Annotated in this window: 25 protein-coding genes; 16 read left to right on the forward strand and 9 right to left on the reverse strand. The window is 70.3% G+C overall.

From position 1 onward, the window contains the following. Positions 1-35 precede the first annotated feature (35 nt). Complete coding sequence (locus ACZ3I4_RS09280; RefSeq protein WP_465381391.1) at positions 36-875, forward strand: IS5 family transposase; 840 nt, start codon at positions 36-38, stop codon at positions 873-875. 106 nt (positions 876-981) lie between these two features. On the opposite strand, the gene ACZ3I4_RS09285 is transcribed toward ACZ3I4_RS09280, so the two are convergent. Both ACZ3I4_RS09285 and ACZ3I4_RS09290 read right to left on the reverse strand, forming a co-directional pair. After that, positions 982-1,278: a hypothetical protein gene (locus tag ACZ3I4_RS09285; RefSeq protein WP_465381392.1), complete on the reverse strand. Its 297-nt coding sequence runs from the start codon at positions 1,276-1,278 to the stop codon at positions 982-984. Positions 1,279-1,289: 11 nt separating this feature from the next. Then, positions 1,290-3,062: a sigma-54-dependent Fis family transcriptional regulator gene (locus ACZ3I4_RS09290; RefSeq protein ID WP_465381393.1), complete on the reverse strand. Its 1,773-nt coding sequence runs from the start codon at positions 3,060-3,062 to the stop codon at positions 1,290-1,292. Positions 3,063-3,176: 114 nt separating this feature from the next. Between ACZ3I4_RS09290 and ACZ3I4_RS09295 the strand changes: the two genes are divergently transcribed. The 10 genes from ACZ3I4_RS09295 to ACZ3I4_RS09340 all read left to right on the forward strand — a co-directional run bounded on the left by ACZ3I4_RS09295 (position 3,177) and on the right by ACZ3I4_RS09340 (position 14,509). Then, entirely contained in the window at positions 3,177-3,413 is a 237-nt protein-coding gene (locus ACZ3I4_RS09295; RefSeq protein WP_465381394.1) for a hypothetical protein, read from the forward strand. An 80-nt stretch (positions 3,414-3,493) separates the two neighbouring features. Beyond that, positions 3,494-5,143, forward strand: coding sequence for a ferritin family protein (locus tag ACZ3I4_RS09300; RefSeq protein ID WP_465381395.1), 1,650 nt, complete (start codon positions 3,494-3,496; stop codon positions 5,141-5,143). Between the two features lie 19 nt (positions 5,144-5,162). Beyond that, a complete protein-coding gene (locus tag ACZ3I4_RS09305; RefSeq protein ID WP_465381396.1) occupies positions 5,163-6,188 on the forward strand; it encodes an FAD-binding oxidoreductase in 1,026 nt (341 codons plus the stop codon). After that, a complete protein-coding gene (locus tag ACZ3I4_RS09310) occupies positions 6,188-7,357 on the forward strand; it encodes a ferritin family protein (protein WP_465381397.1) in 1,170 nt (389 codons plus the stop codon). The genes ACZ3I4_RS09305 and ACZ3I4_RS09310 overlap by 1 nt, the downstream gene beginning before the upstream one ends. Further along, complete coding sequence (gene mimD / locus ACZ3I4_RS09315; RefSeq protein WP_465381398.1) at positions 7,354-7,728, forward strand: propane 2-monooxygenase effector subunit MimD; 375 nt, start codon at positions 7,354-7,356, stop codon at positions 7,726-7,728. The genes ACZ3I4_RS09310 and mimD overlap by 4 nt, the downstream gene beginning before the upstream one ends. A 5-nt stretch (positions 7,729-7,733) precedes the next feature. Beyond that, entirely contained in the window at positions 7,734-8,804 is a 1,071-nt protein-coding gene (locus ACZ3I4_RS09320; RefSeq protein WP_465381399.1) for an amidohydrolase family protein, read from the forward strand. Further along, on the forward strand, positions 8,801-9,517 hold the full coding sequence (locus ACZ3I4_RS09325) for an iron-sulfur cluster assembly protein (RefSeq protein WP_465381400.1): 717 nt from the start codon (positions 8,801-8,803) through the stop codon (positions 9,515-9,517). The genes ACZ3I4_RS09320 and ACZ3I4_RS09325 overlap by 4 nt, the downstream gene beginning before the upstream one ends. Positions 9,518-9,540: 23 nt before the next feature. After that, positions 9,541-11,232 carry a chaperonin GroEL gene (gene groL, locus ACZ3I4_RS09330; protein WP_465381401.1) on the forward strand — a complete coding sequence of 564 codons (1,692 nt, stop codon included), beginning with the start codon at positions 9,541-9,543 and terminating at the stop codon, positions 11,230-11,232. Between the two features lie 3 nt (positions 11,233-11,235). Further along, positions 11,236-12,507 carry an Nramp family divalent metal transporter gene (locus ACZ3I4_RS09335; RefSeq protein WP_465381402.1) on the forward strand — a complete coding sequence of 424 codons (1,272 nt, stop codon included), beginning with the start codon at positions 11,236-11,238 and terminating at the stop codon, positions 12,505-12,507. Positions 12,508-12,613: 106 nt separating this feature from the next. Beyond that, positions 12,614-14,509, forward strand: a complete 1,896-nt coding sequence (locus tag ACZ3I4_RS09340; RefSeq protein WP_465381403.1) for a putative bifunctional diguanylate cyclase/phosphodiesterase — start codon at positions 12,614-12,616, stop codon at positions 14,507-14,509. A 55-nt stretch (positions 14,510-14,564) separates the two neighbouring features. Here the strand turns inward: ACZ3I4_RS09340 and ACZ3I4_RS09345 are convergent, their stop codons facing one another. Further along, the gene (locus ACZ3I4_RS09345; RefSeq protein WP_465381404.1) at positions 14,565-15,800 is read right to left on the reverse strand and encodes a ricin-type beta-trefoil lectin domain protein; all 1,236 of its coding nucleotides are present in this window, start codon (positions 15,798-15,800) and stop codon (positions 14,565-14,567) included. A gap of 173 nt (positions 15,801-15,973) precedes the next feature. Here ACZ3I4_RS09345 and ACZ3I4_RS09350 point away from each other — a divergent pair, with 173 nt between their 5' ends. From ACZ3I4_RS09350 to ACZ3I4_RS09360, 3 genes are all read left to right on the forward strand, one after another. Then, a complete protein-coding gene (locus ACZ3I4_RS09350; RefSeq protein ID WP_465381405.1) occupies positions 15,974-16,759 on the forward strand; it encodes a class I SAM-dependent methyltransferase in 786 nt (261 codons plus the stop codon). A 24-nt stretch (positions 16,760-16,783) separates the two neighbouring features. After that, positions 16,784-17,719, forward strand: coding sequence for an endonuclease/exonuclease/phosphatase family protein (locus ACZ3I4_RS09355; protein ID WP_465381406.1), 936 nt, complete (start codon positions 16,784-16,786; stop codon positions 17,717-17,719). An 80-nt stretch (positions 17,720-17,799) separates the two neighbouring features. Continuing rightward, positions 17,800-18,225: a hypothetical protein gene (locus ACZ3I4_RS09360; protein WP_465381407.1), complete on the forward strand. Its 426-nt coding sequence runs from the start codon at positions 17,800-17,802 to the stop codon at positions 18,223-18,225. 5 nt (positions 18,226-18,230) lie between these two features. Here ACZ3I4_RS09360 and ACZ3I4_RS09365 read toward each other — a convergent pair whose 3' ends face one another. Both ACZ3I4_RS09365 and ACZ3I4_RS09370 read right to left on the reverse strand, forming a co-directional pair. Continuing rightward, the gene (locus ACZ3I4_RS09365; RefSeq protein WP_465381408.1) at positions 18,231-19,193 is read right to left on the reverse strand and encodes a LacI family DNA-binding transcriptional regulator; all 963 of its coding nucleotides are present in this window, start codon (positions 19,191-19,193) and stop codon (positions 18,231-18,233) included. Between the two features lie 19 nt (positions 19,194-19,212). Then, positions 19,213-19,440: a hypothetical protein gene (locus ACZ3I4_RS09370; RefSeq protein ID WP_465381409.1), complete on the reverse strand. Its 228-nt coding sequence runs from the start codon at positions 19,438-19,440 to the stop codon at positions 19,213-19,215. A gap of 104 nt (positions 19,441-19,544) precedes the next feature. Here ACZ3I4_RS09370 and ACZ3I4_RS09375 point away from each other — a divergent pair, with 104 nt between their 5' ends. Then, positions 19,545-19,970 carry a GNAT family N-acetyltransferase gene (locus tag ACZ3I4_RS09375; RefSeq protein WP_465381410.1) on the forward strand — a complete coding sequence of 142 codons (426 nt, stop codon included), beginning with the start codon at positions 19,545-19,547 and terminating at the stop codon, positions 19,968-19,970. Here the strand turns inward: ACZ3I4_RS09375 and ACZ3I4_RS09380 are convergent. Next, a complete protein-coding gene (locus tag ACZ3I4_RS09380) occupies positions 19,963-20,835 on the reverse strand; it encodes a GNAT family N-acetyltransferase (protein WP_465381411.1) in 873 nt (290 codons plus the stop codon). The genes ACZ3I4_RS09375 and ACZ3I4_RS09380 overlap by 8 nt on opposite strands. A 188-nt stretch (positions 20,836-21,023) precedes the next feature. Between ACZ3I4_RS09380 and ACZ3I4_RS09385 the strand changes: the two genes are divergently transcribed. Further along, on the forward strand, positions 21,024-23,945 hold the full coding sequence (locus ACZ3I4_RS09385; protein WP_465381412.1) for an MGH1-like glycoside hydrolase domain-containing protein: 2,922 nt from the start codon (positions 21,024-21,026) through the stop codon (positions 23,943-23,945). On the opposite strand, the gene ACZ3I4_RS09390 is transcribed toward ACZ3I4_RS09385, so the two are convergent. Genes ACZ3I4_RS09390 through ACZ3I4_RS09400 form a run of 3 tightly spaced genes read right to left on the reverse strand, consistent with a single transcriptional unit; the run spans position 23,942 to position 26,229 of the window. Beyond that, positions 23,942-24,265: a hypothetical protein gene (locus ACZ3I4_RS09390; RefSeq protein WP_465381413.1), complete on the reverse strand. Its 324-nt coding sequence runs from the start codon at positions 24,263-24,265 to the stop codon at positions 23,942-23,944. The two genes, ACZ3I4_RS09385 and ACZ3I4_RS09390, sit on opposite strands and share 4 nt — an antisense overlap. Before the next feature lie 53 nt (positions 24,266-24,318). Continuing rightward, positions 24,319-25,329, reverse strand: a complete 1,011-nt coding sequence (locus tag ACZ3I4_RS09395) for a molybdopterin-dependent oxidoreductase (RefSeq protein ID WP_465381414.1) — start codon at positions 25,327-25,329, stop codon at positions 24,319-24,321. 42 nt (positions 25,330-25,371) lie between these two features. Then, on the reverse strand, positions 25,372-26,229 hold the full coding sequence (locus tag ACZ3I4_RS09400) for an SDR family NAD(P)-dependent oxidoreductase (RefSeq protein ID WP_465381415.1): 858 nt from the start codon (positions 26,227-26,229) through the stop codon (positions 25,372-25,374). Positions 26,230-26,290 lie beyond the last annotated feature (61 nt).

Raw genomic sequence — 26,290 nt, forward strand, 5'->3', positions numbered from 1 at the left:
CGCGGTGATCCCGGTAGTCGCGCCAGGGTCTGGGTGTGGGCCGTGAGCGTGTGTATCCGTCTGACCTGACCGATGAGCAGTGGGAGATCATCGAGCCGATGCTTCCGTTGATCAAGGAGCCGGGACGGATCCCGAAGCATCCTTTCCGGGACATCGTCGACGCGATCTTGTACATCGACCGGTCGGGGTGTTCGTGGCGGCAGTTGCCGGTGGACTTCCCGCCCTGGCAGACCGTGTACGGCTGGTTCCAGCGATGGAAGGAACGCGGCGTCACCGAGCGGATCCTGGAGGAGCTGCGTGAGCAGATCCGTCTGGCCGAGGGCCGTAGCGCCGAGCCGTCAGCCGGGGTGATCGACTCGCAGTCGGTGAAGGCGGCCGACACCGTCGGGCGTGACACCCGAGGCTACGACGCGGGCAAGAAGGTCAACGGGCGTAAGCGATTCATCGTCACCGACACCCTCGGCCTGCTCGTCAGCGTGACAGTGCTGGCCGCGTCGTGGCAGGACCGCGACGGCGCCAAGACGGCCCTGCTGAGCGTCTTCCTGTTCACGCCGATCCGTTACGTGTTCGCCGATCAGGGCTTTGCCGGCCGGCTGCTCGACTGGGCCGCCCGCACCTTGAACATCGTGATCGACATCGTGCGTAAGCCCGCCGATCAGCGCGGGTTCGAGGTACACCCCAAGCGGTGGGTGGTGGAAAGAACCTTGGCCTGGCTGACCGCCTACCGCCGCCTGGCCCGTGACTACGAACGTGACCCGGCAGTCTCCGAGGAGCTGATCCGTTGGGCCGCAATCAACCAGATGCTCCGGCGTCTCGCCCGCGGTGAACCGGCTCGCCGCCAGCAACGACGACAAGCCCGAACTGCAGCCCTCTAAAACACTCACTTAGAGCCACAGGAACCGGCCGCGGCAGCTCACCGCGGCCGGTTCTCGCGCGGGCCGTCCTCAGGCGCGCAGCGATTCACCGGATCGGCGATGCCGATCAGCGGCGGTCGGCGGCGGCGTAGGAGATGGCTGCGGTCAGGGCCGAGACGGTCAGGACCGCGGGCCAGGAGCCGATCTTCTTGGCCAGCGGGTGGGACAGGCCGAACGCGCCGAGGTAGGTGGCGACCAGCGCGCCCGTCACGGCCGGTGAGGTGCGGCGGGACCACTCGCGGCCGGCGGCCAGGCCGCCCGCGGCCAGGACTGCGCCGCCCAGGGGGCGGATGCCGGTGCGGCGGGCCACTTGCCAGCCGCCGATCAGGGAGCCTGCGGTGATGACCGCGGTGGGAACGCGCATGACCGGAAAGGCTACTTGGCCGGGGCGACAATCCCGTACTCGTGGATCTTCCGGTAGATCGTGGCGCGGGACATGCCCAGGGCGGCCGCCGCCTTGACCTTGTTGCCGTCCCAGTCGAGGAGGCTGCGGACTATCGCGTCGCGTTCCATCGCCTCCAACGGGCTCAGCAGGCGGCGGGAGACCGTGCGGCATTCGGGGGGCAGGTCGCGGGGCTGGATGGCGCCGCTGCGGCGGTGCTGGACTATGTTGCGCAGCACCTGCCACAGCTGGTCGATGTTTCCGGGCCACGACGACCGGCTCAGCATCTGCACGGCCTCGGGGGAGCAGGTCAGGCGGCCGTCGGGCACCAGGCGGGCCAGGAAGAACGGCACCAGCGTCTGCACGTCCTCCAGGTGATAGCGAAGCGGCGGCAGTTCGACCGTGCTGGGGAAGAAACGCAGCAGGTCGGCCAGGTCACCGCCGTCGTGGCGCGGGCTCAGGGTGACGGCGACCCAGGGGGCGGGGCCGGCGGTGCGGGCCTTCTCGAGCAGGCGGCAGAGGGCGGACAGGTAGTCGCCGCTGCGGTCGGCGTGCTGGATCACCAGCGCGCCGCCGGGGTCGGCCAGTTCGCGGCGCACGTCGATCAGCCAGCCCCGGCCGGGTGCGGCCGCGTCGACGACGGCGAAGTGCGCGCCGGGGTTGTCGTGCTGGTGGATGGCGCGGACGACGGCGAGCTTGCCCACCCCGGCCTCGCCCTCCAGGGCCAGCCACTCCCCAGCCGTGTACGCGGACTTGACCTGATGGCAGCCGCGCAGCCAGAGCCCGCCCGAGCCGACCAGCCCGGGCAGGAACATCCGGGGCACGGGGGCCGGTTCCAGCCGTACGCCCGCCGGTTGCTCGCCCAGTTTGACGTGCACGACACCGCCGGTCAGGCCGCCCTCGCCGCGCACCGGCCGGCAGAACATCCGCGCCTTGACCCCGCTGGGCAGTTCCACCGTGAGCGACGCCGTCGGGTTGCGGCCGGCCAGCGTCTCGGCCGCCCGGGCCAGCAGCATCGACTGCTCGGCCGGTTCGAGCACGTGCCGGGCGTTGTCGTTCATCATCACGACGTCGTTGTTGAGGGCGAAGACAATTCCCGCCGTACGCCGGCAGGTGCGCAAGTATTCCTGCAGCAATTCGAGCTCGCGGATGCCGCTGTCGGCCAGCAACGCCTGCTGGATCTGCCCGGCGGTCGTCTTGGCCAGCGCGAGCAGCAGCGGGTCGGCGTCACGCCGCCAGCAGGTGAGGTCGACCGCGCCCACGGTCTTGCCCGAGATCGGATGGTGGATCGGCACCCCGGCGCAGGCCAGGTCCTCGAGGTGTTCGGCGTAGTGCTCGTGGCCGAACACGTGCATGGGCCGGCCGCCTTCGAGGGCCGTGCCGATGCCGTTGGTGCCCACGAACTCCTCGGCGTAGCTGAAGCCGGGGGCCAGGTTGACCCGGTCGAGGTGGGCGTCGAGGTCGCGGCCCGCGTCGAGCCGGGTCAGCACGAGCCCGGTCGGGTCGGTGAGGATGATGCTGATCGGCTGCCCGTCGAGGTGCTCGCGCAGATGCTGCAGCACGGGCAGCGCGCTGCGGGTGAGCGGCGTGTCCAGATCGGGGTCGCGCCGATAGGTCAGGTCGACCCGGTCGGCGGCCACGTTCCAGTGGCGGGAACGCCACCACGAGGCCAGGATCGCGTCGCGCACCTGGTTGGGGTCGACCTGTTCGGCCGTCAGGAACTGTTCTCGCGTCTTCGCTAGTCGATCGTTCTCTCCGAGCGGCATGGGGGTCCCCTGTCCTCAGGGGGTTACGGGCCTGTTTCACCATAGGCCCGGCCGGGGTGACCCCCGTCTCATGTTGAGACCGCCACCCCGGACACAAAGGCGTGGACTCGGGCGATGGAACCGGCGCCGGAGACGTTCAACCCGTGGACCGTCGTCAACGTGGTCTTCCACCACTTGGCTGCTCAGGGCCTGCATCCGGTGCTGGGCGGGGCCGATCCGGGCGCGCCCGCGGCCGAGCTGCTGCGCGCGCTGGGCGTCGAGCCGGCCGCCGAGGGCGACCGCCAGGTGCGGGAAAACGTGAAAAGCCACCTGGCGGAAATTCGGGCGGCCGTGTTCGGCGAGGACGCCTGACTCAATGTGAGACCCCCGTACATCCGGGGCTGGGGTCTGATGCGCCAGGAAGGCAAGCAGCCAGAGGATAGGGAGCACTCATGAGTCGCCAGAGTGTGGCCAAGGCTCATCAGAAGATCCAGGAGCTGGCCTGGGAACCGATGTACCACCAGCCGGTCTCGCACTACGGAACGGACTACACGTTCCGCAAGGCGCAGAAGAAGGACCCGCTCAAGCAGGTGCTGCGGTCGTATTTCCCGATGCAGGAGGAGAAGGACCACCGGGTGTACGGCGCGTCGGACGGCGCGATCCGCGGCAACATGTTCCGCCAGGTGCAGGAGCGCTGGCTGGAGTGGCAGAAGCTGTTCCTGTCGATCATCCCGCTGCCGGAGATCTCGGCCGCCCGCGCCATGCCGCTGCTGTTCCGCAACGTGCCCAACCCGGAACTGCACAACGGCCAGGCGATCCAGATGATCGACGAGGTCCGGCACTCGACGATCCAGCAGAACCTCAAGCGCCTGTACATGAACAACTACATCGACCCGGCCGGCTTCAACTCGAGCCTGCGCAACTTCCAGAACGACTACTGCGGCACGATCGGCCGCCAGTTCGCCGAGGGTTTCATCACCGGGGACGCGATCACCGCGGCCAGCATCTATCTGACGATCGTGGCCGAGACGGCGTTCACCAACACCCTGTTCGTCGCGATGCCGGCCGAGGCCGCCGCGAACGGCGACTACCTGCTGCCCACGGTGTTCCACTCGGTGCAGTCGGACGAGTCGCGGCACATCTCCAACGGCTACGCGACCCTGCTGATGGCGCTGGCCGACGAGGGCAACCACCAGCTGCTCGAACGCGACCTGCGCTACGCCTGGTGGAACAACCACCGCGTGGTCGACGCGGCGATCGGCACGTTCATCGAGTACGGCACCAAGGACCGCCGCAAGGACCGCGAGTCGTACGCGGAGATGTGGCGCCGCTGGATCTACGACGACTACTACCGCAGCTATCTGGTGCCGCTGGAGAAGTACGGCCTGGTCATTCCGCACGACCTGATCGAGGAGTCGTGGAACCAGATCTGGCACAAGGGATACGTGCACGAGGTGGCGCAGTTCTTCGCGACCGGCTGGCTGGCCAACTACTGGCGGATCGACCCGATGACCGACAAGGACTTCGAGTGGTTCGAGTTCAAATATCCGGGCTGGTACGACCGGTACGGCAAGTGGTGGGAGCAGTACAACCGCCTGTCCACGCCGAACGGGCATCACCCGATCGTCGCCGAGGACGTCGACTACCAGTACCCGCACCGCTGCTGGACCTGCATGGTGCCGTGCCTGGTGCGCGAGGACATGGTGATGGCCGAGGTCGACGGCCAGTGGCGCACGTACTGCCACGAGGCCTGCCGCTGGACCGACGCCGAGGCGTTCCGCCCGGTCTATCAGGGCCGCAGCACCCCGAACATGGGCCAGCTGATCGGCGCCCGCGAGTGGGAGACGCTCTACCACGGCTGGAACTGGGCCGACGTGGTGCAGGACATGGGTTTCGTCCGCGACGACGGCAAGACCATGGTCGCGCAGCCGCACCTCAACCTGGACGACCCGAAGAAGCTGTGGACGCTGGACCACCTGCGCCGCATGCCCAACCTGCAGAGCCCGAACGTGCTGCTCAACCAGATGACGGCCGAGGAGCGGGCCAAGTTCCACGCCAACTACATCAAGGGCGGCCCGGCCGGACGGCCGGCACGGGACTGACATGGGCGAGAAGCACCGGGTGAGGTTCGAGCCCGTCGGGATCGAGATCGAGGTCGACGAGGAGCAGACCGTGCTGCGCTCCGCGTCCGAGCAGGGGCTGATGCTCATGCACGGATGCAAGGAGGGTCAGTGCGCCGCCTGCAAGTCGTTCGTCCTCGACGGTGACGACATCGAGCTCGACCGCTACTCCACGTTCGCGCTGCCCGACTACGAGAAGGAGGAGGGTTTCACGCTCCTGTGCCGGGCGCACGTGTACGAGGACGTGACGATCGAGCTGCTCAACTTCGACGAGGACATGATCCGCTCGGGGCTGCCCATCCAGAACGCGGTGGCCGAGGTCGTGGCGATCGACCACGTGACCCACGACCTGCGGCACCTGGTCCTGCGGCTGATCGAGCCGGCCGAGATCACGTTCTTCCCGGGTCAATACATGGACATCCGAGTTCCCGGTACGGACGTCACGCGCTCGTTCTCGATGGCGAACACGTCCAGCAAACAGGACGGGCGGCTCGAGTTCGTCATCAAGGTCTACCCGGACGGGATCTTCTCGTCCTACCTCGACAGCGAGCTGAAGCCCGGTGACCGGCTCGACCTGACCGGCCCGTTCGGCGTCTTCACCCTGCGCGACGCCCCCGGCCGCGACCTGATCTTCGTGGGCGGGGGCGCCGGGCTGGCGCCGATCCTGTCGCTGCTGCGCTCGATGGCCGAGCGTGGCATCGAGCGCAAGGCCGTCTTCTACTACGGCGCCCGCAGCGCGCGGGACCTGTGCTTCGTCGAGGAGATCGAGGCGCTGCGCCAGAAGCTGCCCGGTTTCCGCTTTGTGCCCGCGCTCTCCGAGCCGGCCGAGGGCGAGGACTGGACGGGCGAGGTCGGTTTCATCACCGACGTGCTCCGGCGCTACGAGGTCGACCTCAAGCACGCCCACGCGTACCTGTGCGGGCCGCCGCCGATGGTCGACGCCGCCATGCCGCTGCTGGCCCAGCTGGGCACGCCCGAGAAGCACATCTACTACGACAAGTTCACCACGACAGGTGGGGAGGACTGATGACGACCGCGACGGAACGCAGCGTTCCCAAGCCCGTCTTCACCGACGCCGAGGCCGGCGCGAAGGAGTTCCCGGACTCCCACGCGCGCCGTTTCAACTACTTCACTCCGCAGAAACGCAAGCAGACCCACTACGAGGACGTCACCGTCGAGGTGCAGCCGGATCCGCGGCACTACCTCGCGCAGGGCTGGCTGTACGGGTTCGCCGACGGCCAGGGCGGCTACCCGCTCGACTGGACCGTGCTCAAGGCGTGGGGCAGCGACCGGCCGGTGCCCGAGCGCGGTCCCGGCACGGGCGGCCGGGGCTACGAATGGCCGGCGCACGGATGGCACGAGTTCCGCGACCCGAACGAGGAGTGGGAACTCTCGCTGTACCGCTACAACGCCAATGTCGTACGGCAATTGCAGGCCAACGTGGACGCGGCCAAGCAGGCCAAGTCGTTCCAGCAGTGGAATCCGAACTGGGTGCGTTTCGTGCAGCAGAACGTGGGCGCGTGGATGCACGTCGACCACGGCCTGGGGCTGTATCTGTTCGCCAACGCCAACCGGCGCGGCCCGACGAACATGCACAACACGGCGATCGCGGTCAACAGCATGCACCTGATCCGCTCGGCCCAGGACCTGGCGCTCTATCAGCTCACCCTGAGCGAGGAGGTGGAGGGCTTCGACGGCGGCGCCCACCTGGAGACCTGGAGTTCCGATCCGGCCTGGCAGGGCGTACGGGAAACCGCGGAGCGACTGACCGCGACCGAGGACTGGGCCGAGGCGATCTTCGCGGCCAACGTGGTCTTCCAGCCGCTCGTCGGTGAGCTGTTCCGCAGTCAGCTGGTGATGCAGGTGGCGCCGCGCAACGGCGACTTCGTCACCCCGACGGTGGTCGGCGCGGAGGAGTTCGACTTCTCCGAGCGCGACCTGCGCTACACGAAGGCGCTGTTCGACCTGCTCTCCCACGACCGGGAGTTCGCCGAGCACAACCGCCGGATCATGAACACCTGGCTGGCCGACTGGACCGGGCAGGCCGTCACGGCAGCCCGCGCCATGCAGCCGCTGTGGTCGCAGCCCGACACCAAGCCGATCCGTTTCGAGGACGCGCTCGACCGGGTGAAGAGCCGCTTCGCCGGCATCGCCGACGAGCTCGGCCTGGACATCCCGAAGGAGCTGGAACGGTGACGCAGCAGTTCAAGACGGCCGAGAGCCCCTTCAAGAGCGACAACACGGCGTCCAACATGTGCGGCGTCACCCTCATGAACAGCCAGATCGGCGTGGTCGTGGCCGAGGTCATGGGGTCCAAGCCCGGTGTGCGGGTCACTCCCCTGCCCTCGATGATCCGGGTCGACGCGACCAACCGGATGGACTTCGTCTACGACGAGATCTCCGAGGCGCTGGGCGAGGAGCCCGGCTTCTTCGACGCGGCCCAGTTCGAGGAGAGCATGTCGACCCATTACGGCCGCATGATCCACGAGGACGACCGCACGATCATGTTCGCCAACCCCGAGGACGCGGCCGAGTTCATCGGCTTCGACCTCGCCGAATCGAGGTAGAGCCCATGTACGAGAAGGACGGGGAGAAGTACTTCGTCGTCGACAGCCACATGCATTACTGGAACGCGGATCCGTCCAACTGGGTGCCCGGGGCCGAGCAGTACGCCAAGGGCTGGATCGAATGCTTCCACGCCTACCAGGGCCTCGGGCCGCCGGAGACGCACTGGCCGATCGAAAAGTTCCAGTCGTACACCGAGGACGACCTGATGAAGGACGTCTTCACCGACGGCTACGTGGACGTCGCGATCTTCCAGCCGACATATCTGACCGAGTGGTACCGGGAGGGCTTCAACACGACCGAGCGCAACGCCGCGCTCGGCGCCAAGCACCCCGGCAAGTTCGTCACCAACACCCGGTTCGACCCGCGCGACGGCGACGACGGGCTCAAGAAGCTGGCCGAGAACGTCGAGCGGTACGGCAGCATCGGCGTCAAGCTCTACACGGCCGAGTGGAACAACGGCTCGCGCGGCTGGACGCTCAAAGACCCGGCCGCGTACCGGTATCTGGAGAAGGCCCAGGAGCTCGGCATCAAGAACGTCCACGTGCACAAGGGCCCGACGATCTGGCCGCTGGACAAGGACGCGTTCGACGTCTCCGACGTGGACCACGCCGCGACCGACTTCCCCGAGCTCAACTTCATCGTCGAGCACGTGGGGCTGCCCCGCATCGAGGACTTCTGCTTCATGGCGACGCAGGAACCCAACGTGTACGCCGGTCTGTCCGTGGTGATCGGCGGTCTGATGCACGCGCGGCCCCGGTTCTTCGCCAAGGTGATGGGCGAGCTGCTGTTCTGGGTCGGCGAGGACAAGATGACCTTCGGCAGCGACTACGGCATCTGGGAGCCGAAGTGGCAGATCGAGGGCTTCGTCGACTGGGACTACCCCGGTGACGAGTACTCCGACTATCCGCGGGTGACGACCGCGACCAAGAAGAAGATCCTCGGCCTGAACGCCGCGCGCCTGTACGGCATTGAGGTTCCGGCGGAATATCAGCTCGGCGCGGGCGAGGGGGCACCGGCGGCCCGGGACGACGCTGTGGGCGTCAGCTCCGGGTCACCGGCGGCCTCGCTCGGATGACCGCCACGACCACGGGTTCGCGCATCTTGGCCGCTCTGGCCGAGGTGCGCGACCCCGAGCTGGACGAGCCGATCACGGCGCTGGGCTTCGTCGCGTCCGCCGCCGTGACCTCCGACGGGGCGGCCGAGGTGCATCTGCGGCTGCCCACCTACTTCTGCGCGCCCAACTTCGCCTATCTGATGGTCGCCGACGCGTACGACCAGGTCTCCGCGCTCGGCTTCCGCACCCGGGTGATCCTGGACGACCATTTCGCGTCGGACGCCATCAACGAGGGGGTCGCCGCCCGGGCCGGGTTCGCGCGCTCGTTCGACGGCGAGGCGCTCGGCGAGCTGGACAGCCTGCGGATCGTCTTCCTGCGCAAGGCCGTGCTGGCCGGCACCGACGCGGTGTGCCGGCCGCTCGCCGGTCAGGACCTGGCCACGATGACGCTCGGCGACGTCCCCGCCTCCCCCGCGCTCGACCGGCTCCGCCGGCGCCGGGGCGACCTCGGCCTGCCCTGCTCCGACGACTCCGCGCTGCTGATCGACCCGGCCACCGGCCACCCGGTCGACGCCGGAGGTGTGCCGCTGCACCTGCGCAAGGCCCGCCTCGTCGGCACCTCGCTGGACGCGAACACCAGCATCTGCCGCGGGATGCTGCGGCACCGCTACGACACCGACGGTCAGGGCGAGGACCCGTCCGGCCGCCCCGCCCGCCACCCGAAGTCCGACTGACCGAGCTCGAGGAGACGACCCCGATGGCCAAGGAACTCCGATACGGCAGTGACGCGCGCACTCTGCTGCAGAGCGGCGTCGACAAACTGGCCGAGGCGGTCAAGTCGACGCTGGGCCCGAAGGGCCGCAACGTCATCATCGAGAAGATCACCGGGTCGCCGGTCGTCACCAACGACGGCGTCACCATCGCGCGGGAGATCCACCTCAAGGACCAGTTCGAGAACATGGGCGCGCAACTGGTCAAGGAAGCCGCGATCAAGACCAACGACATCGTCGGCGACGGGACCACCACCGCCACCGTGATCGCCCAGGCGATCGTGCGCGAGGGCATGGCGGCGATCGGGGCCGGGGCCAACCCCGTACTCGTGAAACGCGGTGTCGATCTGGCCGTGGACCGGCTGGTCGAGCGCCTGCACACGGTGGCCCGCCGGGCCGGCACCGAGGAGGAGCTGACCCGGGTGGCGGCGATCTCGGCCAACGACGACGACGTGGTGGGCGCGGTGATCGCGAAGGCGCTGCACACGGTGGGCGACGGCGGCATCGTGACCGTCGAGGAGTCGCAGCGGCACGGCATGAGCGTCGATTTCGTCGAGGGCTTCGAGTTCGACAACGGCTATCTGTCGCCCTACATGGTCACCGACCCCGGGCGGCTGCAGGCGATCGTCGACGACCCGTACATCCTGCTCTGCTCGGAAAAGATCACCAAGGTGCAGCAGCTCATGCCCCTGCTCGACAAGATCATGCGGGCGCCGCGGCCACTGATCATCATCGCCGAGAACGTCGAGGGCACCGCCCTGCAGATGCTCACGCACAACCACGTCAACGGCGTCTTCCAGTGCGTCGCCGTGCGCGCCCCCGGTTTCGGCGACCGCCGGCTGCACAAGCTCGAGGACCTCGCCGCGATCACCGGCGGCGCCGTCTACAGCCGGCACTCCGGCTTCACCCTCGAGACGATGACCATCGACCAGCTCGGCCGGGCCGCCCAGGTGCGGGTCGAGTCGGAACGGACCGCGATCGTGGGCGGCGGCGGATCGCCCGGCGACGTCCAGTTCCGGGTCACCCAGTTGCGGGCCGAACTGGAACGGGCGAGCTTCGGCGCCGACGAGGACATCCTGACCGAACGGATCGGCGCCCTGACCGGGAAGGTCGCGGTGATCCACGTCGGCGCGCCGACCCCGGCCGAGCTCAAGGAGCTGCAGCACCGGGTCGAGGACGCGCTCTCGGCGACCCGGGCCGCCATGGCCGAGGGCATCGTGGCCGGTGGCGGCGCGGCGCTGCTGCACGCCGCGGACGCGCTGGACGGGCTCGACCTCAAGGACGATTACGCGACCGGGGTCGAGATCGTGCGGCGGGCGCTGCCCGAGCCGGCCTTCCTGATCGCCCACAACGCCGGGTTCTCGGGTCAGGAGACCGTCACCCAGATCAGCCGGCTCGGGCCGGACGAGGGCTTCGACGCGCTGCAGGGCCGGTTCGGCAACATGATCGAGATGGGCATCGTGGACCCGTTGCGGGTCGCGCGGTCGGCCCTGCAGAACGGCGCCTCGGTCGCCGGGCTGCTGCTCACCACCAACACGCTGGTGGCCGAGGAGCAGACGCCCTGGGGTGGCAGTCCGGCCCTGATGACCGAGTTCGGGGAGCTGGACGAGGGGCTGCGGCAGCCCTCGCCGGATTCCAGCACGCCGCAGTCGCTGGGCCTCGGCCCGTCCGTCGGCTAAGGCGTGAGCCCGTTGGAGGGCTCCGTCGCCGCCCCCGAGTCCGTCTTCCGCCAGCTGCGGGCCCGGGGGCGTCTGCGGGGCACGGTCGCGCTGCTCGGCCCGGCGTTCGTGGCCGCCGTCGCCTACATCGACCCGGGCAACTTCGCCACCAACTTCACCGCCGGGGCGCGGTTCGGCTACACCCTGGCCTGGGTCATCGTCGTCGCCAACCTCACCGCCATGCTCGTGCAGTACCTGAGCGCCAAGGCCGGCGTGGCCACCGGACGCGACCTGCCCGAGCTGTGCCGGCAACACTTTCCCCGTACGGTGTCCCGGGGTCTCTGGGCGCAGGCCGAGATCATCGCGATGGCCACCGACCTGGCCGAGTTCCTGGGCGCCGCGGTCGGCCTCTACCTGCTGTTCCACGTCCCGCTGTTCCCGGCCGGGCTGATCACCGCCGTCATCGCGTTCGGCATCCTCGCCCTCGAACAGCGCGGCTACCGCCGTTTCGAGCTGGCCATCGCGGGCCTGCTCGGCCTGGTCTTCCTGGGTTTCCTGTACGACCTGACCGTGGTCGGCGCCGACCCCGGCGGCGTGGCGTCCGGGATGATCCCCCGGCTCGCGGGTGGCGACAGCCTGCTGCTGGTCTGCGGCATCATCGGCGCGACCGTGATGCCGCACGTGGTCTATCTGCACTCCGCGCTGACCAAGTCCCGGGTGGCCTGCCGCGACGACGGGGAGAAGCGGGAACTGCTGCGCTTCCAGCGTCTCGACGTGATGATCGGGCTGGGCGCGGCCGGACTGATCAACCTGTCGATGCTGGTGATCGCCGCGTCGCTGTTCCACGGCACCGCCTTCGCTTCTCCGGACGTGATCCGGTCGGCGCACGACGGGCTCGGGCGGATGGTCGGCGGGGGCGCGGCCCTGGCCTTCGCCGTCGCCCTGCTCGCCTCCGGTCTGTCGTCGTCGAGCGTGGGAACGTACGCCGGTCAGATCGTCATGCAGGGTTTCATCCGCCGCCGCATCCCGCTGTTCGTGCGGCGGGCGGTGACGATGACCCCGGCGCTGGTCGTGCTGGCCCTGGGCCTGCCGGTCACCGACAGCCTGGTGATCTCGCAGGTGGTGCTGTCGTTCGGCATCCCGTTCGCGCTCGTGCCGCTGCTGATGCTGACCCGCCGCCGCGACGTCATGGGGGTGTTCGTCAACAAACGTCTGACCACGGCGGTGGCCGGGCTGGCCGCGGCGATGATCATCGGTTTGAACGCGTTCCTCCTGTACGACGTGTTTGCGGGGTGACCTGCACCCATTTCGCAACCCGAACACCCGTCAACCGGTACCCCGGACGTCCGATGCTCGCATCAACGGGTTTTTCGGCCCGTGACAACGGACGGGAGGGTTGCCGGTGTCGTTTCTGCGCGCGCCCCGCACCGTGACTGTGATTCTGGCCGTCCTGCTCGCCGTCCTGGCCGGCTACGCCGTGCTGGCGAACTGGCAGCAGGCGCAACGCGTGCGCGACGTCGCGGCGGCCGGCAGCGACACCGACGCGTACCAGGCCGCCTCCTTCGCCGTGACCACCGAGATGGCCCTGCTGCAGGCCACGATGCTGGAGCCGGACGGCGAAGAACGCGACAACGTGCTCGAGGCCGACCAGCGGACCCAGGCCGCGATGGCCCGGATGGCCTCGATCGACGAGGAGCACCGGAAAGTCGCCGGGGAGCTGGCCGAGCACCACAGCGGCCTGCACATGGTCATCGTCGGGTTCCTCGCCCAGGTCGACCGGGGCGACGACGGCGCCGCGGAGGCGACGCTCGAGGACGTGCTGGAGCCGGAGTACACGGTGATGATGCGGACGCTGCTGCACGAGCAGGAGCATCACCTCGCCGACTACGAGAGCAAGGAAGCCGACTCGCTGCGCGACTCGCGCAACTCGGTCATCGCCGTGATCGTCGTGTTCCTGCTCGGCGTCGTGGCGCTCGGCGGCCTCGGCCTGTCCCGCCGGGCCCTGCGCCGCCAGGTCGAGGCGATGGCCGCCACCGACCCGCTGACCGGCCTGCTGAACCGGACCGCCTTCACCAACCGCACCGCCGTCGCCATGCAGAACGGCTGTCCCACCGTGCTCATCGTCAACGTGGATGGTTTCCGCGACGTCAACGAGCAGCTCGGGCACCGCATCGGCGATCTGTTGCTGGTCGAGGCCGGCCGCCGCCTGGCGTCGCTGGTGCGTCAGAGTGACGACGTGGTGGCCCGGCTCGGGGGCGACGAGTTCGCGATCCTGCTGCATGACGACGACCCGCGGATCGGCGAGACCATCGCGGCCCGGCTCACCGAGGCGTTCGACAGCTCGTTCGTGCTCGACGAGGTGACCGTCGACCTCGAGGCCAGCATCGGCGCCCACACCGCCCGCGACGGCGAGGACGTGGTCACCGTGCTGCGCCACGCCGACACCGCCATGCACGACGCCAAGCAGCACCATGCCGGCTTCCACCGGTTCCGCGAGGAGGCCCGCCAGGACGTCGCCGCGCGGCTCTCGCTGCTCGGCGACCTGCGCCGGGCCCTGGACGACCCGGGCCAGCTCACCCTCAACTACCAGCCCAAGGTCGACGTCGGCACCAGCGCCCTGGTCGGCGTGGAAGCCCTGGCCCGGTGGACCCACCCCGAGCGGGGCCCGATCTCACCGGCCGACTTCATCCCGGTTCTCGAGGTCACCAACCTCATGCACCGCTTCACCGAGCACGTGCTGACGGTGGCGCTGAGTCAGACCCGTGCCTGGCTCGACGCCGGCCACCGCGTGCCGGTCGCCGTCAACGTGTCGACGCGCAGCCTGCTCGACCCCGACTTCCCCGTACGCGTGGCCGCCCTGCTGGCCGAGACCGGCGTGCCCGCCGAACTGCTGTCCGTCGAGGTCACCGAATATGCCCTGATGAGCGACCCGGACACGGCGATCGAGAACCTGACACGCCTGCGCGACGCCGGCGTCAAATCCTCGATCGACGACTACGGCACCGGCTACTCCTCCATGACGTATCTGAAGGTGCTGCCGATCGCCGAGCTGAAGATCGACCGCTCTTTCGTCATGGACATCGCCGAGAACCAGAGCAGCCGCGCGCTGGTCGCCTCGACGGTCGAACTGGGCCACCGCCTGGGCCTGACCGTGGTCGCCGAGGGGGTCGAGGACGAGGCCGCGGCCGAGGCCCTGCGCGAGATCGGCTGCGACACGGCCCAGGGCTACCACTTCGCCCGGCCCCTGCCGGCCGACGCCCTGACCGCCCGCCTCAGCGAAACCCTGCAGACCGCCTGAACGCCGAATTCCACCGGCGGCCGGAGCGGCCGCCGGTGGAACGGGTTTCAGCGGATCAGGCGCGCGTCCACTTCTGGTTGGAGCCGCCGTTGCAGTCCCACAGCTGGAGCTGGGCGCCGTTGGCGGTGTTGCGGTCCTTGATGTCGACGCACTTGTTGGCGGAGACGTTGACCAGGTCGCCGGCGGCCGAGAGGGTGAACCGCTGGACCGGGTTGCCGTTGCAGCCGACCAGCTGGATCGGGGTGCCGTTGGTCAGCGCGCCACCGGCCGGGTCCATGCACTTGCCGAGGGCCCGCATCGTGCCGTCGCCGTTGGCCGCCCACTGCTGGGCGGCGGTGCCGTTGCAGTCGTAGGTCTGCAGCCGGGCGCCGTCCACCGCGTTGCCGCCCGGGATGTCGATGCAGCGGCCGCTCAGGCTGGACTTGAGCCCGTTGCCGCCACCACTCGGCGGGGGCGTCGAGTCGGAGGTGCTGACGTGCACGTAGTCGATCAGCATCTTGCTCTCGGCGGGCAGACCGGCCGGGTTGCCCTGGCCGAAGTTACCGCCCACGGCCAGGTTGAGGATGATGAAGAACGAGTGGTTGAAGACCCAGTTCACGTTGCCCTTGGCCGCCCGCAGCGACTCGGGGGTGGCGCGGAAGAACTCCCGGCCGTCCACGGTCCAGACGACCAGGTTGGGCGACCAGTCCACCGCGTAGTTGTGGAAGGCCTGGTGCCACGGCGTGCTGGAGGTGGTGATGCCGCCGAGCGAGGCGCCGCCGGAGTAGCCCGGGCCGTGCAGCGTGCCGAACAGCTGGTTGGGCTCGCGGCCGACGACCTCCATGATGTCGATCTCGCCGTCGGTCGGCCAGTTGCCGCCACCGAGCATCCAGAACGCGGGCCACAGACCCGAGCCGTTGGGGACCTGGATGCGGGCCTCGATGTGCCCGTACTGCTGGGAGAACTTGCCGGAGGTCTGGATCCGGCCCGACGTGAACTGACAGGTGCCGTTCCAGCAGTCGTTGTGGCCGCCGCTGCCCTTACGGGCGGTGATGACCAGGCGGCCCTGCCCGTCCATGGCGATGTTGCTCGTGCCGTTGGTGTAGTACTGCAGCTCCTGGTTGCCCCAGCCGTTGCCGCCGGTGTCGAAGTTCCACTTCGACGTGTCGACGCCGGCGCCGGCCGGACCATTGAAATCTTCGTTCCAGACGACGGCCGCCTCGGCCGTGTCACTGCGGGAACCGACCGCGAGGCCCGCTCCCAGGGCGACCACGAGGGCGGTCGCCGCGATGAAGAACCTGGACTTACGCATGGGGGAAATCCTCCGGGGGAGAGGAGAGGGGATAACTGTCAGCAGTGTTAATAAAGGGCCGCCGCCAGTCAAGCCAAAGACGGTCGTATCGGAAATTTTGCCCCTTTGAACAGGGCCGCGGGGCTAGTTGCTGCCCCCTGCGCCACCGCGTCGCATGGCCTAACGTCGGCACCATGACGGTCGATCTGTTCGATGCCGCGGCCATGTACGAAGAGGACTACCTGCACTTCTTCGCCTCCTCGGACACCGGGCCGACCCACGGCGCGCTCGTGGCCACCGCGTACGAGGGCGAAGCCGCCGTTGATCTGGTCTGGCGGCTGCTGGGCCTGACCGCCGGAATGAGCGTGCTCGATCTCGCCTGCGGTCACGGAGTGATGGCCAACCAGCTGGCGGCGCGCGGCTGCCGGGTCACCGGGCTCGACTCGTCGGAGGTCTTCCTGGACCGGGCGCGGACCGGCGCGACGGCGGCCGGGGTGGACGTCGAGTACGTGCGCGGTGACATGCGCGCCCTTCCGGCCTGGACCGGCCGCTTCGACCGGGTGATCAACTGGACCACCGCGTACGGGTACTTCGACGACGCCACCAACCGCGGCGTGCTGACCGAGATCGCCCGGGTCCTGCGCCCCGGCGGCCGGCTCGCCATGGACCTGGACAATCTGACCCGGTTCCTGAGCGCCTACACGCCGTCGCGAATCACCGCGACCCGCGACAACGGCGACATGCTGGTCGACCGCCACCACCTCGATCCGCTGACCGGGCGGTTCGAGGTCGAACGCACGGTCGTCCGGGACGGCCAGGCCCGGCGGCTCACCTTCCTGAAACGGCTGTTCGCCTTCCCGGAGCTGCGCGACTGGCTTCTCGCCGCGGGTTTCACCGGCGTGGCCGGGCACGGCGAGGACGGCCACCCGCTGACCGCGGACCACCACCGAATGGTGATCGTCGCCGAGCGGCCGGGTTAAGCCGTCCGAACTACCATGGGCGGCATGGGGCGCGTCAGCCGATTCGCCGGGGAGCGCGGGTCGGTGCTGCGGACGCTGGTCTCCGCCGTACTGGCCGTCGTGAGCACGCTGCCGGCCACGGTCGCGCCGGACGGTCCAGAGCGTTCGGCCATGGAGCGGCTGGCCGGGCGCGCGGCGGCGGCCGACCTGCACGTGATGACCTTCAATCTGCGCTATGCCGGCACGGCCACTCCGAACTCGTGGGCCGACCGGCGGCCGGCGATGCGCTCGCTGCTCGGCGACGAGCGGCCCGACCTGATCGGGACCCAGGAAGGGCTGTCCGGCCAGCTCCGCGACATCCGGACCGACCTCGGCGGCGACTACGACTATCTGGGCAAGGGGCGGCTGGGTGGCACCCTTGGCGAGTTCATGGCCATCTTCTACCGCAAGGACAGGCTGACCCCGCAGGCGTACGGGAACTTCTGGCTCTCTGACACGCCGGAGATACCGGGATCCGAGACGTGGGGCGGCTGGTCGGTCCGCATGGTCACCTGGGTCCGGTTCCTCGACCGTACGACCGGCAAGCGGTTCTACGCCGTGAACACCCACCTGGACAACGCCGCGGAGAACGCGCGACGCCGGGCCGCGGAGCTGATCCGCGACCGGTTGCGGGCGCAGCGGCCGGTCCTGCCGATCGTGCTGACCGGCGACTTCAACACCCCGGCCGAGCCCACCGGCTACGTCTACGACCTGCTGGGCCGGGCCGGCTACCGGGACGCCTGGACCGCGGCGGCGAGACACGGCGCCGCGTACGGCACCTTCCACGGCTATCGGCCGCTCGTGCCGGACGGACCGCGGATCGACTGGGTGCTGACCACGGGCGGGGTCGCCGTCTCGGCCGCGCTGATCAACACCCACCACAGCGGAACGCAGTATCCGAGCGACCACCTGCCCGTCCAGGTCCGCCTGCGCCTGCCGTGAGGCGCGACCCCGAGGCGGTTCACGGCGTTGGTGTGGTGGTGGCCCGTACGGGCCACCGTCGTCTTCGCAAGGAGCAGACCGTGCGCCTACTCGCCAGTGTCGTCGCCGCCGTAGCCGGCCTCAGCGTGGCCGCGGCCCCCGCCGCGGCCGCCGGGGACAGCTCGTTCCGGCTGGTCGCCGGGGGTGTCGTCGGGTCCGGCACCTACCAGCACATGATGAGCATCCCGGAGCAGCCGGTGCCGCCGTTCCGGATCACCGGCACCCTGACCGGGCGCACCCTGTTCCGCTGCGCCGTCATCCAGGTCGGCCGGAGCGGACCGGCCGACGGGCTCGAATGGCAGACGTTCGGCAAGCAGTGCGGCCGCGGCCGGACCGGCTTCCGGGTGCAGGCGTCCTACATGTTCCGCGGGGTCAAACCACCGGTGCGGCTCTGCTCCGGCTGGACGACGGCGCAGGCCGAACTGGGCCGCCAGTGCGACGTGTATCAGCCCGCGGCGAACGGCTGATCGGGTCAGCTTGATCCGCGCACAGTGAGCGTGGTCGGCAGGCGGGCGGGCGCCGGCAGGGCCGGGTCGAGCAGGTGCCGCACCGCGGCCGCCGCCTCCTCCTCGACCGGCATGTAGACCGAGGTCAGGTCGGCCGCCTCGGCCAGGGCGCTGCCGTCGAAGCCGACCAACGCGACGTCGTCGCCGACCCGCCGGCCCGTCTCCCGCAGGGCCCTCAGCACGCCCATCGCGGTGACGTCGCACGCGGCGAACACGGCGTCGAGCCGCGGTTCCCGGGCCAGCAGCTCGTGGGCCGCGGCGTAGGCCCGGGCGCCCGTGAAGTCGCCGTCGGCCCAGGTCACGGCCCGGCCGCTGCCTTCCATCAGGCGCAGGAACCCGGTCCGGCGCTCCTGGGCGCATGGCGTGGGCGGGCCGAACACCGCGCCGATGCGCTTGCGGCCGGTGCTCACCAGGTGAACGGCGGCCTGATGCCCGCCGCCGTCGTTGTCGGGGGCGACGAAGGCGACGCCGGGCGCGGACCGGCCCAGCGCGACCGTGCGGCCACGACGCGCGTACGCGGCCCCGGCCGGCCCCGGCACGTTGATCAGCAGCCGCCCGAACGGCGGGTCGTGGTCGTCCACCGGCAGCGTGGACACCCGGCGGACCTCGAGCGACAGGTCATGGCCGGCCAGCCCGCGCATCGCGCCGGTCAACGCCCGGCCGTAGAACGGCTTGACGCTCATCGCGTCCGGATCGGGGTCGACGATCAGCATCTCGATGCGCTCCCGCCGGCCGGCCGTGGCCCGGCCGGTGGCCAGCGCGCGGGCCGCCGCGTGCGGTTCGAAGCCGAGCTCCGCGGCGACCGCCCGCACCCGCTGCCGGACGGCGTCGGAGGCGCCGTACGCCCCGTTGATGGCCCGGGAGGCGGCCGCCCGCGACACCCCGGCGACCCGGGCGACATCGGCGAGCGTCGGTCGCTGGTCGGTCATGCCCCGACGATAGCCGCGGTCAGGCGATGGCGAGGCCCAGCACCCCGGCCAGCGCGAGGGCCAGGCTGGCCAGCATGAAGCCGGTGTTGTGGGCGCCCCACCAGCGGGCCCGGCCCCGGACGTGGGCCGGCACCGCCTCGGCCTGCACCAGCCGCACGGCGACCAGGGCCAGCCCGGCCACGATCAGGCCGAGCACGCCGAACCAGGTCACCATCCCGGCGACCCCGGCGAACGTGGCCGGCTCCATGAGGCCATCGAACCCCCACCGGCCCCGGCGAGGCGTCTCATTGTGAGACGCCTCCCGGGCGGGTGCCGGGCGCCTTGTCGTCGCCGCCCGCTAGCGTGGCGGCGGTGAGCGAACTGATCCTCCGGGCCGCGCAGGCCTCCGAAGTGGCCGCCGTGCTGGAGTTCTGGCACGTGGCGGCCGAGAACAACAACCGGCCGGTCGATTCCGCGGCGGCCCTCGAGGCGCTGCTCGCGCGCGATCCCCTGGCGCTGATTCTCGCCGTCGACAACGGTGAGATCGTCGGAACGGTCATCGCCGGCTGGGACGGGTGGCGCTGTCACCTGTACCGGCTCGCGGTCGCCCCGCACCGGCGGCGGGCCGGCCTCGGGAGCCGGTTGGTGACCGCGGCCGAGGAGCGCTTCCGCGGCCTCGGCGGCACCCGGGCCGACGCGATGGTGCTCGACGCCAACGAGCGCGCGCACAGTGTCTGGTCCGCGCGGGGCTACCACCGGCAGGAGGAGTGCTCCCGCTGGGTGAAGCCGCTCAGGTGACGGCCGGGGTGCCGGCCCGGCGGAAGTCGGCGACGTCCGGAAGCCGCCGGAAGCCGGCCGACACGTACGTCGCCACGCCGCCGGTGTTGGCGGTCCGGGTGCACACCGTCGCGCACGACGACCCCATCTGCTGCAGGGCGGCCGCCGCGGCCACGGTGATGGCCCGGCCGTAGCCCCGGCCGCGGTGATCGCGGTGCACGCCCAGCGGCTCGAGCAGACCCGGCCGGCCCTCCCCCGCCGACCAGACCGTCGCCGCGGCGACCGGGCAGCCGTCGTCGTCGTAACCGACCAGGCACCGGGCCCGGCGATAGGGCGGGGCCGCGGCCATCGCGTTCCAGCGTTCCAGGGTGAACGTCGAATTGGTGAACATCGCCCGCTGCATCGCCACCCGGTCCTGCACGATCCGGTCCCGCACGTCGTCGGCGTCGAGGACCTCGATGGTGATCCCGGGTTCCTCCACCGGCTTGCTCAGGTCGCGGGACAGGGGCGTCCACGGCTCGTCGGCCACCCAGCCGCCGCGGCGCAGAAGGGTCCGGAACGCCGTGCCGAAGCGGGCTTCGACGGTGGTCAGCCCGGACAGGCCGGCCAGCAGCTGCTCGGCGAAGGCAACGTCGTCGTCCACGCTCGGGGCGAGGCCCAGGCGGATCAGCCCGCTGGCGTCCTCGACCATGCCGGCGGCCAGGATCTGCCCGTCGCGGACCCACAACCGGACCGCGGCCGCCAGCTCGCGCGCGCCGAAACTCCAGTTCCACCCGAGATCACCGGGATGGAGCTGGACCGGACCGCCGGCGTGCTGCCAGCTCGCCACCGCCTCGACAACCGCACCCAGGGACTGCGGCGTGACGCGCTCCATCGTGATCGACATGCGTCGACCCAACCACACCGCCGGGACAACGCAATGGTTTTACCCGCGGCCTTCCCGGCGCGCCTTTCCCGGCCCGGCCTTGACGTTGATGAACGCCGATGTTTGACTTTGGGGATTCTTGGTGGTTCGGTTCCGGGGAGCGTGCGATGGTGATTGGTCGCTGGGTCGGGGCCGTTACGGTGCTGGGGATGGCCCTTGCGCCCGGGAGCCCCGCCGGGGCCGCGGGGGCGCCACCGCCGCTCTATCCGCCGGTGGGAACGACCACGCATTTTCTCGACCATCGGGCACTGCTCGGCGATACGCCCGAGCCGGACTGGTACGAGTCGAACATTCCCTTCGTCGACCTGCCCGACGCCGAGATCGAGAAGACGTACTACTACCGGTGGCGCACGTTCAAGGAGGCGCTCAAATACACCGGGCCCAAGGACGGCTGGATCGTTTCCGAGTTCCTCGGCCCGGTCGGCTATTCGGCGCCCTCCGGGGGAATCGACGCGGCCGCCGGGCATCACCTCTATGAGGGGCGGTGGCTGCGGGACCGGCGCTATCTCGACGACTACCTCGACTACTGGCTGACCGGGTCCGGTTCCGAGGCCAAGCCGGCCACCGAAGAGCTGAACAAGAACACGACCGACTGGGCCCATCAGTATTCGTTCTGGGCCGTCGACGCCGCCGTCTCGCGGGCCGAGGTGACCGGGGACTGGAAGTTCCTCACCGACCGGACGGCCGCGCTCGAAAAGCAGTACGAGGGCTGGAAACGCACCAACTTCGACGCGTCGCGCGGCGTCTATTGGCAGACGCCGGTGTGGGACGCGATGGAGTTCACCGCCGGTTCGTATCAGACCAGCGATCCCTATCACGGCGGCGACGGTTACCGGCCCACCCTCAACGCTTACCAGTACGGGGATGCGCGCGCCCTGGCCCTGTTGAAGCGTAAGACCGGCGACACGGCGGCCGCCCAGCGCTACGAGAACGAGGCCGCGCAACTGAAGGCGGCCACCGACCGCGTGATGTGGGACGGCTCGTTCTACAAACACGTGATGAAGGGGCAGGACACCCGGATCGCCGACCGCGAGCAGATCGGCTTCATCCCCTGGTATTTCCACATGCCCTCGGCCGGCAAGGCGACGGCGTGGGCGCAATTGACCGACCCACAGGGCTTCGCCGCGCCGTACGGGCCGACGACCACCGAACGCCGCAGCCGCTGGTTCATGCACGAGGCGCTCAACGGCTGCTGCCGCTGGGACGGGCCGAGCTGGCCGTTCGCGACCAGCCAGACCCTGACCGCGCTGGCCAATCAGCTGCTCGACTATCCGGCCCAGTCCTTCGTGAACCGCGACGACTACACGGCGATCCTCCGGGGTTACGCGCTGACCCAGCGCAAGAACGGCCTCCCGTACGTGGCCGAGGCGCACCACCCCGACGAGGACCGCTGGATCTACGACGGCGCCGGGCATTCCGAGGACTACAACCACTCGACCTTCACCGACCTGGTGCTGTCCGGGCTGCTGGGCATCCGGGCGCAAGACGGCGATTCCGTACGGGTGGCGCCTCTTGTTCCCTCGACGTGGAACCATTTCGCGGTCGAGAACGTGCCGTACCACGGTCACAACCTGACCGTCGTGTGGGATCGCGACGGCACCGTCTACGGCCACGGCGCCGGAATGCGGGTGTGGGTCGACGGCGTGCAGCGGCTTTCCCGGCCGGCCCTCGGGGACGTGCGGCTCACCGTTCCCCCGCCGGCCGCCCCGGTCGATCAGCCCGACCTCGTCGATGACGCGGCGAACGTACGGGAAACCGGTTATCCCCGGGCGACGGCGTCGTACACCTGGCCGGCCGACAGCGCCACCAACGCGATCGACGGTCAGGACTTCCACCTCGACGTGCCGACGACCCGCTGGACCACCTGGCAGTCGCCCAACGCGTCGGACTGGCTGACCGTCGATCTCGGTGCGCCGACCGTGGTTTCCGACGTACGCCTCGACTTCTACGACGACGGCGGCGGGGTGCGCACCCCCGACGCGTACGCGTTGCAGTACCAGACCGCCGCCGGGGTCTGGGCCGACGTGCCGGGTCAGCAGCGCTCCCCCGCGACGCCGGTGGGCCGGGCCGTCAACCGGATCGTCGTCGACCCGCCGCTCACCACCGACCGGCTGCGGGTGGTGCCGACGCGAACCGGTGGCGGCGCGGTCGGCATCACCGCCCTGCAGGTGTGGCGGCAGCCCGATCCCCGCCTGACCGCCCGATTCGCCACCGGATCCCTGGCCGTCGACCCGGGAGTCACCACCACCGTGCAGACGCGCGTCACTGCCTCGAAAACCGTTCCCGGCGTACGGGTGTCGCTCGAGACTCCCCGCGGATGGACCGCCCGTCCGCGTACGGCCGCGCAAGTCCCGGTTCTGAACGCCGGAACCACGCTGACGACAACCTGGGACGTGACCGTGCCGGCCACCACCGATCCGTTGGCCGGCCTGCCCGTGCGGGTGCTCGCCCGGTCCGCCGCCGGGGTGAGCGGGGCCCTGCTGCCCACGTCCTACCGGTTCGACCCGGACAGCTACCCGGTGACGCTGTGGGACGACGACTTCTCCACCGACCGCCTGGCGCAGTATCGGGTCGACCACCCGGCGGCCGAGCCGTCCCCCGCCCTGACCGTCGCCGGCGGCACCCTGACCGCGGCGTCCACGTCCCGCTCGTTCGCCGTCCTGGCCGCTCCCGTCAGCGCTTCGGCGGCCGGCACCGCGGTCATCGTCGAGCCGTCGAAGTTCGCCGGCTCGGCCCCCGAGGACAGCCTGTTCCTGGGCCTCTCGTCGAACGACCGCACGAACGCGCTGGCCTGGTACAACAACCACTTCGGCACGTCCGGGGCCGACGTACGGACCGACGGCGAGCCCCAGCCCGATGGCGGCTGCTGCGCAAACGTGAAGTGGCAGGCCGACGACCGGTTCGCGGTGCTGGCCCGCTCGGGCACGCTGACCACCTGGCACGAACGCGACGGCGCCTGGAACCTTGTCCACACCGCGCCGCTGGCCTCGGTGGCCGGCTCGCCCGCCTTCGGCCTGCGCCTCGACGCGGGGACGCTGGCCCTCAACCGGGTAACTGTCCGCAGCCGCTAGTCTCCGCCACCACCGCCACCGCCACCGCCGCTGTCGCCACCGCCGCTGTCGCCACCGCCGCTGTCGTAGCTGCCGCCGCTGTCGTAGCTGCCGCCGCTGTCGTAGCTGCCGCCGCTGTCGTAGCTGCCGCCGCTGTCGTAGCTGCCGCCGTCGTTGTAGTTGCCGCCCGACCAGAAACTGCCGCTGCTCCCCCCGTGGCCCTGCCGCTTGGACTGGGGCCGCGGGTCGTTGCAGGCGCGCACGACGAGAACCACGAACACCGCGACGACGAGGACGGCGCCCACCACGATCAGGATCTCCATGGCGGTAGTGTGCGGCACGCCCGCCACCGTTTTCGCCGGTACCGCGGGGTCACGGCCCTCGCCCGGGCCGGTCAGCTCAGCGGGAAGAAGGACTGGGCCCAGGCCGGGCGGGCCGACGGCTCGATGGAGGACACCCACTTCACCCACCAGAAGCCGCGGCGGGACGGGGCGACGATGCGGGCCGGGAAGCCGTGGCCGTACGACAGCGGCCGGCCGCTCACCGCGGTCACCAGCCAGACGTCGTCGAGCGTTCCCGCGCCGAACCAGCGGGCATAGCCGGTCGTCGACCGCACCTTGACGCTGCGCCAGTCCCCCGCCGGAATCCCGGCCGCGGCCAGCACGGCGCTCAGCCGCACGCCCTCCCACTGCTGGTCGCTGTACCAGCCGCTGGTGCAGTCGAGGACCGCCCGGAAGCTCTCGTGCGGCAGGGCCCGGACCGCGGCCAGGTCGAGCGCGGCCGTTCCCACCCGCAAGGTCCAGAGCGCCGGGTCGACCCGCTGAATGCCGTCGTCGAACCAGGCGGTGACCTTCAGCGCCGGCGACGGCACCGACCCGGTGAACCGCCGCCCGGTGGCCGCCCACCCGTCCCAGGCGGCGGTGACCGCGGCCGCGCCCGCGCCCAGCACGGCCAGTCGCAGCACGGCCCGCCGGTCGGCGTCGGCGCGGCGCGGGCGCACGGCGTGACCGGCGAAGTGACCGGCCACGGCGAGCACCGCGCCGACCGCCGCTCCGACGTGAATCTGCATCAGCGTGAGCGGGCCGACGTACTCGACCCGGCCGGTCGAATGCAGCAGCCCGCTGCCGATGGTCACGAGCACCAGCACCGCGAGCACGAGCGAAAGCGTCTTGATCGCCCGCCCGCGCCGAGCCCGCCGCAGCCCACGGCGCACGATCACGTACTTCCAAGGCGCGAGCAGCAGAATCGCCAGCGCCGCACCGGCGTGCAGCTGAATGAGGTCGAACGGCCAGTTCACCCCGACTGTGTTGGCCGTCACGCCGGTGACCACGCTCAGGACCAGCAGCAGACCGAGCACGAGGTCGACCCGCCGCCCACCCTGGCGCCCTCGCAGTCCCAGCCTCATACCGGAACGCTAACCCCAGCCGGCCGGCTGCGGAGACATCGTTCACGCGCCCGCTCCGGTGAGGGCCGCGGTGGCCTGCCACAGCTTCTTGGCGACGGTCGAGTCCTGTCCGGCGCGGCCGGGTTTGCGGACGGCCGGGTATCCCGTGAAGCTGAAGAGACCGTCCGGGCCGACGTAGGCGTTGCCGGGGACGTCCTGGGTGGCCGCGTACAGCAGTGGCAGCGCCCCGTGCTCGACGTCCTGGACCAGGAACGGCAACCGGTTGACGATGTTCAGCTTCGAGTGGTTGACCAGCCCGGTGCGGGCCACGCCGGGGTGGGCGATGATCGAGCGGATCGGGCTGCCCGCGGCGGTCAGGCGGCGTTGCAGTTCCAGCGAGAACAGCACGACGGCGAGCTTGGACGACTCGTAGACGGCCAGCCCGTTGTACTTGCGGGTGCGCCAGTCGAGGTCGTCGAGGTGCAGCTTGCCGAAGCGGTGCAGCTGGCTGGACACCGTCACGACGCGATCGGTCAGCCGGGGTAGCAGCAGGTTGGTGAGCAGGAAGGGCCCGAAGTAGTTGGTCGTGGTCTGCAGGTCGAAGCCCTGCGGGGTACGTGCGGCGGGGATGTCCATCACCCCGGCGTTGTTGATCAGGACGTCGATGTCGCCGGTGTACGACTGCGCGAACGCGCGGACCGAGTCGAGGTCGGACACGTCGAGGCGCCGGATATCGAGGTCACCTGGCATGCCGGCGACGGCCCGGCGGGTCTTGTCGACGTCGCGCACGGCCAGCACCACGTGGGCGCCGCTGCGGGCCAGCTCGCGGGTCGTGACCAGCCCGATTCCCCCGCCGGCGCCGGTGATCATCACCGTGGCGCCGGTCATGTCCGGCAACTGGTCCGCGGTCCATGTGGCCATGAGAACTCCTCGAGTGCAAATGTGCTCGTTCTGTCGTCCTCCAGTAGAAGCGGCTCCGTGG

The sequence above is a fragment of the Actinoplanes sp. NPDC021490 genome, from assembly GCF_055562135.1.

Coding starts and splice junctions, on each gene's coding strand:
- ACZ3I4_RS09325 (WP_465381400.1), top strand. CDS start 8,801: ATGACCGCCACGACCACGGGTTCGCGCATCTTGGCCGCTCTGGCCGAG.
- ACZ3I4_RS09320 (WP_465381399.1), top strand. CDS start 7,734: ATGTACGAGAAGGACGGGGAGAAGTACTTCGTCGTCGACAGCCACATG.
- ACZ3I4_RS09350 (WP_465381405.1), top strand. CDS start 15,974: ATGACGGTCGATCTGTTCGATGCCGCGGCCATGTACGAAGAGGACTAC.
- ACZ3I4_RS09385 (WP_465381412.1), top strand. CDS start 21,024: ATGGCCCTTGCGCCCGGGAGCCCCGCCGGGGCCGCGGGGGCGCCACCG.
- ACZ3I4_RS09295 (WP_465381394.1), top strand. CDS start 3,177: ATGGAACCGGCGCCGGAGACGTTCAACCCGTGGACCGTCGTCAACGTG.
- ACZ3I4_RS09285 (WP_465381392.1), bottom strand. CDS start 1,278: ATGCGCGTTCCCACCGCGGTCATCACCGCAGGCTCCCTGATCGGCGGC.
- ACZ3I4_RS09355 (WP_465381406.1), top strand. CDS start 16,784: ATGGGGCGCGTCAGCCGATTCGCCGGGGAGCGCGGGTCGGTGCTGCGG.
- ACZ3I4_RS09370 (WP_465381409.1), bottom strand. CDS start 19,440: ATGGAGCCGGCCACGTTCGCCGGGGTCGCCGGGATGGTGACCTGGTTC.
- groL (WP_465381401.1), top strand. CDS start 9,541: ATGGCCAAGGAACTCCGATACGGCAGTGACGCGCGCACTCTGCTGCAG.
- ACZ3I4_RS09300 (WP_465381395.1), top strand. CDS start 3,494: ATGAGTCGCCAGAGTGTGGCCAAGGCTCATCAGAAGATCCAGGAGCTG.
- ACZ3I4_RS09400 (WP_465381415.1), bottom strand. CDS start 26,229: ATGGCCACATGGACCGCGGACCAGTTGCCGGACATGACCGGCGCCACG.
- ACZ3I4_RS09395 (WP_465381414.1), bottom strand. CDS start 25,329: ATGAGGCTGGGACTGCGAGGGCGCCAGGGTGGGCGGCGGGTCGACCTC.
- ACZ3I4_RS09365 (WP_465381408.1), bottom strand. CDS start 19,193: ATGACCGACCAGCGACCGACGCTCGCCGATGTCGCCCGGGTCGCCGGG.
- ACZ3I4_RS09345 (WP_465381404.1), bottom strand. CDS start 15,800: ATGCGTAAGTCCAGGTTCTTCATCGCGGCGACCGCCCTCGTGGTCGCC.
- ACZ3I4_RS09290 (WP_465381393.1), bottom strand. CDS start 3,062: ATGCCGCTCGGAGAGAACGATCGACTAGCGAAGACGCGAGAACAGTTC.
- ACZ3I4_RS09380 (WP_465381411.1), bottom strand. CDS start 20,835: ATGTCGATCACGATGGAGCGCGTCACGCCGCAGTCCCTGGGTGCGGTT.
- ACZ3I4_RS09310 (WP_465381397.1), top strand. CDS start 6,188: ATGACGACCGCGACGGAACGCAGCGTTCCCAAGCCCGTCTTCACCGAC.